The organism is Komagataeibacter xylinus (genome assembly GCF_004302915.1).
In the GTDB taxonomy this organism is placed as follows: domain Bacteria; phylum Pseudomonadota; class Alphaproteobacteria; order Acetobacterales; family Acetobacteraceae; genus Komagataeibacter; species Komagataeibacter xylinus_C.
Genome location: NZ_QQBI01000022.1, coordinates 19171 through 31901, shown reverse-complemented (window position 1 = coordinate 31901; position 12731 = coordinate 19171). Strand labels below are relative to the sequence as shown.

The 12731-nt window shown below is 64.7% G+C and carries 10 protein-coding genes; 9 read left to right on the top strand and 1 reads right to left on the bottom strand.

Features of this window, described 5'->3' with window-relative positions; all coding sequences use genetic code 11:
• Positions 1 to 39 precede the first annotated feature (39 nt).
• The 5 genes from rimP to rbfA are packed head-to-tail and all read left to right on the top strand — an operon-like array spanning position 40 to position 6073.
• Positions 40 to 705: a ribosome maturation factor RimP gene (gene rimP / locus DV027_RS12065; RefSeq protein ID WP_165399185.1), complete on the top strand. Its 666-nt coding sequence runs from the start codon at positions 40 to 42 to the stop codon at positions 703 to 705.
• A gap of 20 nt (positions 706 to 725) precedes the next feature.
• Positions 726 to 2264, top strand: a complete 1539-nt coding sequence (nusA, locus tag DV027_RS12060; RefSeq protein WP_130732154.1) for a transcription termination factor NusA — start codon at positions 726 to 728, stop codon at positions 2262 to 2264.
• A gap of 34 nt (positions 2265 to 2298) precedes the next feature.
• Positions 2299 to 2931: an RNA-binding protein gene (locus DV027_RS12055; RefSeq protein ID WP_130732152.1), complete on the top strand. Its 633-nt coding sequence runs from the start codon at positions 2299 to 2301 to the stop codon at positions 2929 to 2931.
• Complete coding sequence (gene infB, locus DV027_RS12050; protein WP_130732150.1) at positions 2928 to 5621, top strand: translation initiation factor IF-2; 2694 nt, start codon at positions 2928 to 2930, stop codon at positions 5619 to 5621. The genes DV027_RS12055 and infB overlap by 4 nt, the downstream gene beginning before the upstream one ends.
• Positions 5618 to 6073 carry a 30S ribosome-binding factor RbfA gene (gene rbfA / locus DV027_RS12045; RefSeq protein WP_408884468.1) on the top strand — a complete coding sequence of 152 codons (456 nt, stop codon included), beginning with the start codon at positions 5618 to 5620 and terminating at the stop codon, positions 6071 to 6073. The genes infB and rbfA overlap by 4 nt, the downstream gene beginning before the upstream one ends.
• A 165-nt stretch (positions 6074 to 6238) precedes the next feature.
• Here the strand turns inward: rbfA and DV027_RS12040 are convergent, their stop codons facing one another.
• Complete coding sequence (locus tag DV027_RS12040) at positions 6239 to 7210, bottom strand: MlaD family protein (RefSeq protein ID WP_130732148.1); 972 nt, start codon at positions 7208 to 7210, stop codon at positions 6239 to 6241.
• Positions 7211 to 7461: 251 nt separating this feature from the next.
• Between DV027_RS12040 and truB the strand changes: the two genes are divergently transcribed.
• The 4 genes from truB to DV027_RS12020 all read left to right on the top strand — a co-directional run bounded on the left by truB (position 7462) and on the right by DV027_RS12020 (position 12630).
• Entirely contained in the window at positions 7462 to 8382 is a 921-nt protein-coding gene (gene truB / locus DV027_RS12035) for a tRNA pseudouridine(55) synthase TruB (RefSeq protein ID WP_130732146.1), read from the top strand.
• Positions 8383 to 8406: 24 nt separating this feature from the next.
• A complete protein-coding gene (gene rpsO, locus DV027_RS12030; RefSeq protein ID WP_061274462.1) occupies positions 8407 to 8676 on the top strand; it encodes a 30S ribosomal protein S15 in 270 nt (89 codons plus the stop codon).
• A 304-nt stretch (positions 8677 to 8980) separates the two neighbouring features.
• Positions 8981 to 11119, top strand: a complete 2139-nt coding sequence (pnp, locus tag DV027_RS12025; RefSeq protein WP_130732145.1) for a polyribonucleotide nucleotidyltransferase — start codon at positions 8981 to 8983, stop codon at positions 11117 to 11119.
• A 92-nt stretch (positions 11120 to 11211) separates the two neighbouring features.
• The gene (locus DV027_RS12020) at positions 11212 to 12630 is read left to right on the top strand and encodes an NAD(P)H-dependent flavin oxidoreductase (RefSeq protein ID WP_130732144.1); all 1419 of its coding nucleotides are present in this window, start codon (positions 11212 to 11214) and stop codon (positions 12628 to 12630) included.
• The last annotated feature ends 101 nt before the right edge of the window (positions 12631 to 12731 follow it).

Here is a 12731-nt window from a genome sequence, read left to right as displayed (position 1 = left end):
GGCATGGCGTGACCTATGTTGCCGGTTATTCCTTCATCTATGGTTTTTTCTTTGGGGGGTGGCCGCAGGGCTGCCTTTTTTGCATTGGACGCTGATCTGCCTTTCCTGTCGGGCCTTGATGCCCGCATCGCCGCAATGGTCGCCCCCGCGCTGGCCGACATGGGGTTCGACCTCGTGCGCGTGGCGGTGCTGGGCCGCGAGTCCCCTACCGTGCAGATCATGGCGGACCGCGCTGATGGCACGCTCCTGCTCATTGAGGACTGCGAGCAGATCAGCCATGCGGTTGGCGCGATACTGGACGTGGAAGACCCGCTGCCCGGCGCATGGACGCTGGAGGTCTCATCCCCCGGCATCGACCGCCCCCTGACCCGTGCGAAGGACTGGGAGCGGTTTGCCGGCCACCTCGCCCGCGCCGAGATGAACATGCCCGTTGAAGGCCGCAAGCGCTTTGCCGGGATCGTGCTCGGCGCGCGCGAGGGCCATGGCCTGATGCGGCTTGATGACGGGAGCGAGGTTGCGCTGCCTTTTGCCGAGATGCGCAAGGCGCGCCTTGTCCTGACCGATGAACTGATCGCGGCGAGCGCCCGGATGATGAAGCCGGCCGCAAGCCCCGAGGAGACTGGCCTGGAGGAAGATCCTTCCCCGGCTGAAGACCGCAAGCCCGGTGTTAAGTCGGGTCGCAAGTCGGCCCGCAAGGCCAATTGAACGATGTTGTGGAGACACTGATGGATACGTCCGTTGCCCGTCCCGAACTGCTGCTGGTGGCCGATGCCGTAGCGCGGGAAAAGTCGATTGACCGCGAGGAAGTGCTCGAAGCGATGGAGCAGGCCATCCAGAAGGCCGGCCGCGCGAAATACGGTCATGAAAAGGATATCCGCGCCACCATCGACCGCCGCACCGGCGATGTGCGCCTGTCGCGCTGGACCGAGGCGGTCGAGGCGGTGGAGAACGAGGAAACCCAGATCCCGCTCTATATCGCGCGCAAGTTCAAGCCCGAGATCCAGCTTGGCGAATACCTGATCGACCCGCTGCCGCCCATCGATTTCGGGCGCATCGCGGCGCAGACGGCCAAGCAGGTCATTGTCCAGCGCGTGCGTGAGTATGAGCGCCGCCGCCAGTTCAATGACTTCAAGGACCGCGTGGGCGAGATCGTCAACGGCACCGTCAAGCGCACGGAATATGGCAACCTGCTCGTCGAGATCGGCGATGCCGAGGCCCTGCTGCGCCGTGACGAGCTGATCCCGCGTGAAAGCTTCCGCAACTCCGACCGCGTGCGCGCCTATATCTATGACGTGCGCGACGAGCCGCGTGGCCCGCAGATCTTCCTTTCGCGCACGCATCCGGCGTTCCTCGCCAAGCTGTTCGCGCAGGAAGTGCCCGAGATCTATGATGGCATCATCGAGATCAAGGCCGTGGCGCGTGACCCCGGCTCACGTGCCAAGATGGCGGTCATCTCGCGTGATGCCTCGATCGATCCGGTCGGTGCCTGCGTGGGCGTGCGTGGCCGCCGCGTGCAGGAAGTGGTCAAGGAACTCCAGGGCGAGAAGATCGATATCATTCCCTGGAGCCCGCAGGCCGCGACCTTCGTGGTCAACGCGCTTGCCCCGGCTGAAGTCAGCAAGGTGGTGATGGATGAGGAAGCGGGTCGCGTCGAGGTTGTCGTGCCCGATGACCAGCTCAGCCTAGCCATTGGCCGCCGCGGCCAGAACGTGCGCCTTGCCAGCCAGCTTACGCGCTGGGACATCGATATCCTGACCGAGGCCGAGGAATCGGAGCGCCGCCAGGAAGAATTCCGCCGCCGCAGCAACCTGTTTGTTGAAGCGCTGGACGTGGATGACGTGATCGCGGGCCTGCTGGTGACCGAAGGCTTCCATTCCATCGAGGAACTGGCTTTTGCCGACCCCGAGGAACTGGCCAACATCGAAGGCTTTGACGAGGACGTGGCCAGCGAGCTGGTCCGCCGCGCCGAAGGCTATCTGGCCGGCCAGGAAGAGGAACTCGACACCAAGCGCCGCACGCTGGGCGTGAGCGATGATATCGCCGTGCTGGGCGTGTTCACCAACCAGATGCTGGTGACGCTGGGTGAAAAGGGCGTGAAGACGCTGGATGACCTGGCCGATCTGGCCGGTGACGAACTCGTCGAGATCTTGGGCAGCGATGCCATTGACGAGGACGCGGCCAACGAGATCATCATGGCGGCGCGCGCCCACTGGTTCGATGATGATGAGGCGAAGCCCGCGCAAGAGGAGACGTCCGACGTCTGAGCAAACCGACCTGAACGTGCAGGGGCCGGACGGCATGGAGCCTGAAGAGCGCGGGCCGCTGCGCCGTTGCGCCGTGACCCGGCTCCGGCTCCCCAAGGAGGAAATGATCCGGTTTGTCATTTCCCCCGATGGAGTCGTGATCCCTGATCTGGCCGCACGGCTGCCCGGACGGGGAATTTGGTTGAGCGCACGCGCGGATGTGCTAGAAACAGCACGCACACGCGGCGTATTTGCCCGCGCGGCGAGGGGAAGGGTTGTTATTCCCCCTGACCTGACCCATCTTGTGCGAGATGGGCTGCTGCGGCGCATGATGGATGTCGCGGGGCTGGCACGGCGGGCCGGGCAGATTGTCTGTGGTTTCGCCAAGGTGCGTGAGTGGGTTGTGGGCGGTCGTGCCGGTCTGGTCATACAGGCCGCCGATGGCAGCCCCGACGAGAGGAAGAGAGTTTTGTCTGGTGCACGGGAACTGCCGGTTGTGGCTGTTCCTACGGCATCGGGTCTGGGTGCGGCATTTGGCCGCGACCATGTTGTTCATGCAGCGATTCTGCATGGTGAACTGGCGCGCCGTTTCCGTATCGAGAGTGAACGTTTTGCGGGTCTGTCCGGCAGGACTGGCCCGAATTCGGCGGATCGTTCCGCCGGACGGTGTGAACAGGCGGGTACATGAGCGAAGGCAACGATCAGGATCAGGGTAAGGGACGCTTGTCTCTGCGGCCGGCGGGCCGCAGGGAGGTCGGACGGACGGTGGATGCCGGTTCCGTGCGACAGAGCTTCAGCCATGGTCGTTCAAAGGTGGTTCAGGTCGAGGTGCGCAAGAAGCGCGGGGCCGGGGCCGCAGGTAACGGATCGGGGCCGGCTGGCGGTCGCGCCGGTGGTCGGGGCGGTCGCGCGCTGACGGCAGCGGAACTGGCGACACGCCAGCGCGTGCTCGACGAGCAGCGTCGCGCCGCCATCCAGCGTGAGAAAGAGGCCCGCGAGCAGGAGAAGATCACGATCCTCTCCGCCGCGGAGGAAGCCCGCCGCGCTGAAGAGGAAAATGCCCGCCGTGCCGAAGAAGAGGCACGCGCCAAGGCAGATGCCGCAGCCGCGGTCGAGGAAGCCCGCAAGCAGGAAGCCAGCAGCGCACCGGCTCCCGCAGCACCCGACTCGACAGATCCGGCAGGTCCGGTTGTCTCGTCCGTGCCTATTCCGGGTGAAGTGACGCTGGCGCCGCCCATGCAGCGCCTGCGCCCGCTGGCCGAGCGCGCGATCATGCCCGCCCAGCCGCTGCGGCCGTCGCGGCCCGCTGGTGGTGGTGCGGCTACTACGGCACGCCCCGCAGGCGGTGCTGGCGAGACGCTGCGCCTGCGCACGGGCCGTGCGGATGGCGGTGAGGAAGAACGTCGCCCCAGCCGTCGCCCCGGCAATGCCGTGCCGAACCGCCGACCCTCGGGCGGCGCCAAGAAGAACAACGACAGCCGTCGCGCAGGCCGCATTGACGTGCAGGCCGCGATCGAAGGGGATGACGACAAGACCCGCTCGCTCGCCTCGGTCCGCCGCCAGCGTGAGCGTGAGCGCCGTCAGGCCGAGCTTGAGCGCCTGCGCTCCGACCAGGTGCGCGTGGTGCGCGACGTTGTCCTGCCCGAGAGCATTACGGTGCAGGAACTCGCCAACCGCATGGCCGCCCGCCAGGGCGAGGTCATCAAGGCGCTGATGAAGATGGGCGTGATGGCCACCGTGACCCAGTCGCTCGACGCGGACACGGCGGAACTGATCGTGCAGGAATTCGGCCATCGCGTGCGCCGTGTTTCCGACAGCGATGTCGAGATCGGCATCGAGGGCATCGAGGACAGCGAAGAAGACCTCATGCCCCGTCCGCCGGTCGTGACCGTGATGGGTCATGTCGATCACGGCAAGACCTCGCTGCTTGATGCGCTGCGCACGACCGATGTCGCCAATGGCGAAGCCGGTGGTATTACGCAGCATATCGGCGCGTATCAGGTCACGCTGGCCTCGGGTGCCAGGATCACCTTCATCGATACGCCGGGCCATGAGGCGTTTACCGCCATGCGTGCCCGTGGCGCCTCGGTGACCGACGTGGTCATTCTGGTTGTGGCGGCCGATGATGGCGTGATGCCGCAGACGATCGAAGCCATCAAGCACGCCAAGGCGGCTGATGCCCCGATCATCGTGGCCATCAACAAGTGCGACAAGCCGGGTGCGAACCCCGACCGCGTGCGCCAGGAACTGCTGAACCATGAGATCGTGGTGGAAAGCATGGGTGGCGATACGCAGGATGTCGAGGTTTCGGCGCTCAAGCGCACGGGTCTCGACAAGCTTGAGGAAGCGATCCTGCTGCAGGCCGAAATCCTAGACCTCAAGGCCAATCCCGACCGGGTGGCCGAGGGCTCGGTGATTGAAAGCCGCCTTGACCGTGGGCGTGGCCCGGTTGCGACCGTGCTGGTCCAGAAGGGCACGCTGCGCCGCACCGACATCGTGGTGGCCGGGGCCGAATGGGGCCGCGTGCGCGCCATGATCGACGACCGCAACCGCCAGCTTGGCGAGGCGGGTCCGTCCATGCCGGTGGAAATCCTGGGCATTACCGGGGTTCCGGGCGCAGGCGAGCCGTTCGTGGTGGTGGAAAACGAGAATCGCGCCCGCGAAATTTCCGAGTTCCGCCAGCGCGTGATCAAGGAGCGCATGGCCGCTGGCCAGACTGCCGCACGCGGCACGCTCGACCAGATGCTCGCCCGCATCCAGGCAGGCGCGCAGAAGGAAGTCGCGGTTCTGATCAAGGCCGATGTGCAGGGTTCGGCGGAGGCACTTGAAGCCACCGTGCAGAAGCTTGAGCATGAGGAAGTCAAGATCCGCGTGCTCAACGCGACCGTGGGCCAGATTACGGAAAGCGATGTGCAGCTTGCCAAGGCATCGGGCGCGATCATCATCGCGTTCAATGTCCGCGCGACCGCACAGGCCCGTGAGCTTGCCCAGCGCGAAGGCGTTGACATCCGCTACTACTCGATCATCTACCAGGTGGCGGATGACGTGGAGCAGCTGGTGCGTGGCAAGATCGCGCCCAAGCATCGCGAGAAGTTCCTGGGTTATGCCGAGATCCGCAAGGTTTTCGAAATTACCAAGGTTGGCAAGGTTGCCGGTTGCTACGTGACCGAAGGCGTGGTCAAGCGTGGCTGTGGCGTGCGCCTGCTGCGTGACAACGTCGTGATCCATGAAGGCGATCTGAGCCAGCTCAAGCGCTTCAAGGATGACGTGAAGGAAGTGGCGCGCGGTTACGAATGCGGCCTGTCCTTTGCCGGGTATAATGACCTGCGCGAAGGTGACGTGGTCGAGTGTTATGAAATGGAACTCGTCCCGGCATGAGCCGTAATTCATCCAGAAAAGGGATGAGCGAGAGCGGGCCGGCAGGGAAACTTGCCGGCCATTCCGCGTCTGGTCCCTCGCAGCGCCAGCTGCGCGTGGCGGAAGAAGTCCGTCGCGTGCTGGCGGAGATATTTGCCCGCACCGAATTCCGTGACCCGGATCTGGCTGATGTGCGCATTACGGTCACCGAAGTGCGTATCTCGCCCGATCTCAAGCATGCCACGGTTTTCGTAGCCCGCCTGGGTCGGAGCGATGTGGCGGAACTGCTGCCCGCGCTCAAGCGCGTGACGCCGTTCCTGCGCACCCGCCTGTCGCATGCGCTCAGGCTGCGCGGCGTGCCGGACCTGCACTTCCAGCCCGATACGGCGCTCGATTACGCCATGGAAGTCGATACCATGCTGCGCCAGCCTGAAGTGCAGCGCGACCTTGAGGGTGATGAGGGAACAGAATAAAAGTTCTTGGTGAAGCGCGTAAGGAAAGCTTCAAAAAATGCCGCCTTTTTAAAAAAAGACGGCATCCAGAAATATTTATTCCTGAAAAGTCAGTTCATGGAAAAGGCCGGTTGGGGCAATACCCTGACCGGCCTTTTTCACATTGCTGGCGGGTTGAATGCCCGGTCAGTTGCGCCGTCCCATGAGCAGGAGCTGGGGGTTGCGCTCCACGTCGGTCGCGAACCCGCGCAGGGCGGCGGCGGCGGCGGCAAGGTCACGCAGTGACGAATCGATATTGGAGCGGTCAGCCGAACTCGGGGCGGTAATGTCATGCAGCCCGGCCAGAGCGCCGCGGGCCTCGGTTACCGTATCGTTGGAGTTGACCAGCAGCGTGTGCAGTTCGCCGCCACGCGCATCAAGCTGGGCGGTGCCGGTATCGGCCAGATGGTCGATGGAGGCCAGCGTGGTGTCCAGGCGCTTGTCGAGGTCGCGGATGGTATCGGTCGCGGTGTCAACGGTCACGCGCGTATGGTCGGATGTGTCGCGCACGCTATCCACCAGCGGCGGCAGGTCCTTGTCCAGCTTGTCGGCCAGGGTGCGGATGCTCACCAGCATGGCGTCGGCATTGTTGGCGATGTTCTTGAGCGGCAGGGCCGTCAGGGCATCGGTCAGCTTCTGCATTTCCGATTCGCGGGTCGGGATCTCGATCAGCGGGCTCAGGCCGGGATGCAGGTGGGCGGGGATGCCGGGGTCGAAGGTCAGGTCGATCTCTTCCTGCCCGGTCACGAAGCTCTGCATGTGCAGCTCCGCGCGCAGCCCGTTTTCAATCAGCTTTGGCAGTTCGTTGGCATCGAGCGCGCGACCGTGCGAGCCTGCCATGCGCGCGCCATTGGCCTCGAGTTCCACCGTGACCGGAATATAGGCCTGATGGGTCTGGGGGTCGAACTGAACGGCGATGTGGTCCACATGGCCCACCTGCACGCCATCGAACGTGACCGGCGCGCCCACGCCCAGCCCGTTGATGGGGCTGTCAAAAACGACCACGGCGCGGTTGGTGGGCGAAAAGGGATGAAACTGTCCGAACAGCGCTATGGCCGTCACACCAAGCAGGGCTCCACCCAACACAAATGCACCGACCGTGGTCTGCCGTTCAGCCATGGTGTTCAGGACTCCCTAGACGCGGAATGAAAATACTGTGGCACACGGTTATCCATGCATCCGTTTGCTGCAAGATGGCACTCCATGCCCCGTTGGCCAAGCAGGCTGGGGGGATGGCAGGCATGTGCCCGCCCTAACCTTTTAACATGTGTGGCGCAGGCGGCCAGCCCCCGTGGCTCAATGGGGCATTGAAGTGCATGCGTGCCTCGTCTAAACGCACGGCACTCCCATTCCCTGCAAGGTGCCGTGCAATGCGACGCAGACGTGGCCGCCCGCTTGACGGCTGGCTGATCATCGACAAGCCCCTGGGCATGACCTCCACGCAGGTGGTTGGCCGCGCGCGCTACCTGTTCGATGCGGCCAAGGCCGGGCATGGCGGCACGCTCGACCCGCTGGCCACCGGCCTGCTGCCCATAGCCTTCGGCAAGGCCACCAAGACGGTGCCCTACATCATGGATGGCACCAAGCGCTACCACTTCACCCTGCGCATCGGCGAGGCGCGCGATAGTGATGATGCCGAGGGTGCGGTCATCGCCACATCGGACGTGCGGCCCGACAATGCCGCGTTCGAGGCCGCCCTTGCCGCCTTCCGCGGCGAGATCATGCAGGTGCCCCCGGTGTTCTCCGCACTCAAGGTGGGCGGCCAGCGCTCTTATGACATGGCGCGCGCGGGCAATGCCCCCGAACTCGCGCCACGGCCCGCGCGCATCGACCGCTTCGAGCTGATTGCCCGGCCTGATGCCGATACGGCAGTGTTCGAAGTGGAATCGGGCAAGGGGGTGTACATGCGCGCCCTCGCGCGTGACATTGCGCTGGCCTGCGGCACGGTGGGGCATGTGGCGGCGCTGCGGCGGCTGAACGTGGGGCCATTTGATGAATCCCATGCGATTCCGCTGGACAAAATTGTCGCGAGCGCCGACAACGCGCCTGCCCCACCGGATCTGCTGCTTCCGGTCGCGACCGCGCTGGCCGACATCCCGGCGCTGGCCCTGACCCGTGAGGAAGCGGATGCCCTGTCATTTGGCCAGGTGATCGACCTGGACCGGCTGGCAGGCCGGATGCCCGCGCACACCGACCCCCGCAGCGGGGTCGTGCGTGCGATGGATGGGGCGCGCGTGGTCGGGCTGTGCCGCCCCGAGGGCGGCGTGCTGCGATCAGTGCGCATGCTGTGAACCGAATGATCAATGGAGAGAATGATGTCGATTACTGCCGAACGCCGCACGGCGCTTATTGGTGAATACCGCAACGCCGCCACCGATACCGGCTCGCCGGAAGTGCAGGTCGCCCTGCTGACCGAGCGGATCGTGAACCTGACCGACCACCTCAAGACCCACGCGAAGGATTTCCATTCCCGCCGTGGCCTGCTGATGCTGGTTGGCCGCCGCCGCCGCCTGCTTGACTATGTCAAGCGCAAGGACGTGGCCCGTTACGAAACGCTGATCAAGCGCCTCGGCCTGCGTCGCTGATTTGCGACCGCGCGGGAGGGCGGGCATAATGCCCGCCTCCCGCGTGGCCCATGCGGGCATGGCGCGTGCACAGGCATGGCCATGCCCCGCAGGGCCGCATTTTTTCAGGCGCCCCTGACGGGCGCCGCCAACACGCTGCCGACGCCACGGCGGAGATGTCCGGACCGGATCGCAGCGTTTCAGGCCACATGGTGTTCTGGCGGTATGTGCCGCCATCGCTCCATGCCGTCCGAGGCGCTGCCATCATACGTTCCAATGTCCGGCCCGCCTGCATTGCGGCAGTCAACGGACAGGGTTTGTCTGGATGTTCAATTATTTTCGCAAGGAAATGGAATGGGGCGGTCGCCCGCTGGTGCTGGAAACGGGCAAGGTCGCCCGTCAGGCCGATGGCGCGGTGGTCGTAACCTATGGCGACACGGTGGTGCTGTGCACGGCCGTTGGCGCCAAAAGCGTCAAGCCGGGGCAAGACTTCTTCCCGCTTACGGTCAACTATCAGGAAAAGGCCTACGCGGCTGGCAAGATCCCCGGTGGCTTCTTCAAGCGTGAAGGCCGCCCGAGCGAGGCCGAGGTGCTGAACTCGCGCCTGATCGACCGCCCGCTGCGCCCGCTCTTCCCCGAGAACTTCCGCAATGAAGTTCAGGTCGTGGCCACCGTGCTCAGCCACGACATGGAAAACGACCCCGCCGTCGTGGCGCTGATCGGCTGCTCGGCGGCGCTGACGCTGTCGGGCATTCCGTTCTTCGGTCCGGTGGGCGCGGCCCGCGTCGGCTATTCCGATGGCAAATACGTGCTGAACCCGACCATCTCGCAGCTCAAGGACAGCGCGCTTGACCTGGTCGTGGCCGGCACTGCCGAAGGCGTGCTGATGGTCGAGTCCGAGGCGGTCGAGCTGTCCGAGGACGTGATGCTCGGCGCCGTGACGTTCGGCCACGAAGCCTTCCAGCCGGTGATCGACCTGATCATCGACCTCGCCGAAGATGCCGCCAAGGCCCCGTGGGACCTGGCCGAGCCGACGGCAGAGGAAATCAAGCTGCGCAAGAAGGTGGACAAGGCCGGTCGCGCCCTGATCGCCGAGGCCTACAAGGAACGCGCCAAGCAGGTGCGCTACAAGAAGGTCGCCGCCGCCCGTGAGGCGATCCTCGCCAAGATCGGCGAGGCCGAGGCCGACGCCGCCAAGCCGATGATCAAGGACCTCGAGGCCGATGTGGTGCGCACCGAGGTGCTCGATACCGGCTACCGCATCGATGGCCGTGACCTCGAGACGATCCGCCCGATCGTGTCCGAGGTTGGCATCCTGCCGCGCGCGCATGGCTCCGCCCTGTTCACCCGTGGCGAGACGCAGGCGCTGGTTGTCGCCACCCTCGGCACCGGCCAGGATGAGCAGATCGTGGACGCGCTGGAAGGCGAGTACCGCAACAACTTCATGCTGCACTACAACTTCCCCCCGTTCTCGGTGGGTGAGTGCGGGCGCATGGGCTCGCCGGGCCGCCGTGAAATCGGTCATGGCAAGCTGGCATGGCGCGCCATCCACCCGCTGCTGCCGGGCAAGGACACCTTCCCGTACACCATGCGTGTTGTGTCCGAGATCACGGAAAGCAACGGTTCGTCCTCCATGGCGACGGTGTGCGGCACATCGCTGGCGCTGATGGATGCGGGCGTGCCGCTCAAGCGCCCCGTGGCTGGCATTGCCATGGGCCTGATCAAGGAAGACGAGGACTTCGCGGTTCTGTCCGACATCCTTGGCGATGAAGACCACCTTGGCGACATGGACTTCAAGGTCGCGGGCACCGAGCAGGGTGTGACTGCGCTGCAGATGGACATCAAGATCACGTCCATCACCCCCGAGATCATGAAGATCGCGCTGGGCCAGGCGCGCAATGGCCGCATGCACATCCTGGGCGAGATGGCCAAGGCGCTGACCGAAGGCCGCACGGATGTCTCCTCCTCCGCGCCGAAGATCACCACGATCTCCGTGCCGAAGGAAAAGATCCGTGATGTGATCGGCCAGGGCGGTAAAGTCATTCGTGAGATCGTTGAATATTCGGGTGCGAAGATCGATATCAACGATGACGGCACGATCATGATCGCCGCCTCCTCCGATGATCAGGCCGCCAAGGCCATCGAGCGGATCCGTGGCATCGTGGCTGAACCTGAAGTGGGCCACATCTACAACGGCAAGGTGGTCAAGACCGCCGATTTCGGGGCGTTCGTCAACTTCCTCGGCCCGCGTGATGGCCTGGTGCACATCTCCGAGCTGGGACAGGGCCGCGTTTCCAAGACGACGGACGTGGTCAAGCAGGGCGACGAGGTGAAGGTGAAGGTTCTGGGCTTTGATGACCGCGGCAAGGTGAAGCTGTCCATGCGCGTGGTTGATCAGGAAACCGGCGCCGACATCACCGAGACCGTGGGCGCCAAGCCCGGCCGTGCTCCCGCCGCACGCTAAGCGCGCGGTTCCGGCCTATAGACACCCCGGCCATCAAGGCGCGCCTGCAGGGCGCCCTTGTGGCCGGGTAGACACATGACGATGGAATGGTGATGAAGCCGATCAATGCGATCCGTATGGGCGGGACGGATATTCTGCCCCTGGTCGAGGGGGGGAAGGGCGTCTCGATCTCGACCGGCATTTCCGCCGGGCACTGGGCGGCAGCCGGGGGGGCGGGCACGGTCTCGATCGTGAACGCCGATTCCTATGATGCGGACGGCAACATCGTGCCGCAGGTCTATCACGGCAAGACCCGGCGCGAGCGCCATGAGGAACTTGTTGACTACGCCATTCGCGGCGGCATCGCCCAGGCCCGCATCGCGCACGAGATTGCCGGTGGCAGGGGCCGTATCCACGCCAATATCCTGTGGGAAATGGGCGGGGCGGAACGGGTCATCAATGGCGTGCTCGAAGGGGCGCCGGGCCTGATCCAGGGCCTGACCTGCGGCGCGGGCATGCCGTACCGCCTGTCGGACATCGCGGCGAAATTCGGCATTCATTACTACCCCATCGTCTCATCCGCCCGCGCGTTCAACGCCCTGTGGCGGCGGTCGTATCACAAGACCGCCGAACTGCTCGGCGCGGTGGTGTATGAAGACCCCTGGCGGGCGGGCGGTCATAATGGCCTGTCCAATACCGAGAACCCGCTGGCGCCGGAAGACCCGTTCCCCCGCGTGCTGGCGCTGCGCCAGCAGATGCGCGCTTTCGGGCTGAATGATACCCCCATCATCATGGCCGGTGGCGTGTGGTGGCTGGAGGAATGGCAGGACTGGATCGACAACCCCGAACTCGGGCCGATCGTGTTCCAGTTCGGCACCCGCCCGCTGCTTACACAGGAAAGCCCGATTCCGCAGGCATGGAAAGACCGCCTGCTGACGCTGAAGAAGGGGGATGTGTTCCTCAACCGCTTCTCGCCCACGGGTTTCTATTCCTCCGCCGTCAATAACAGCTTCCTGCGCGAGCTGCGCGGGCGCTCGGAGCGGCAGATCCCGTTTTCGCCCGAGGCACTGGGCGAGCACACCATGGCGCTCGCCATTGGCGCGCGCGGGCGGCAGGTGTTCGTCACCCCCGCCGATGGGCAGCGCGCCCATCTGTGGATGGAAGAAGGCCACACCGAGGCCATGCGCACGCCGGACAACACGCTGGTGTTCGTCTCGCCCGAACGCGCGCGTGAAATCCTGACCGACCAGGGCGCCTGCATGGGCTGCCTGTCGGAGTGCCGCTTTTCCAACTGGTCGCAGAAGCCGCCTGCCTATTCCAACGGGCACAAGGCGGACCCGCGTTCCTACTGCATCCAGAAAACCCTTCAGGATGCGGCGCACGCCCACGGGCCGGACCAGGCCGAGGTGATTGACCACAACCTCATGTTTGGCGGCACCAACGCGTGGCGGTTTGCCACCGACCCGTTCTATGCCAACGGCTTTGTGCCCACCGTGGCGCAGCTTCTCGAGCGGATCATGACCGGGCGCTGAGCCTGATCGGATCACGAAAAAAGGCCGGTGCCCGCATGGGACCGGCCTTTTTCAATAAAGACGTTTTTGGTGAAGCTTTTTTCAAAAAGCTTTGAAAAGAA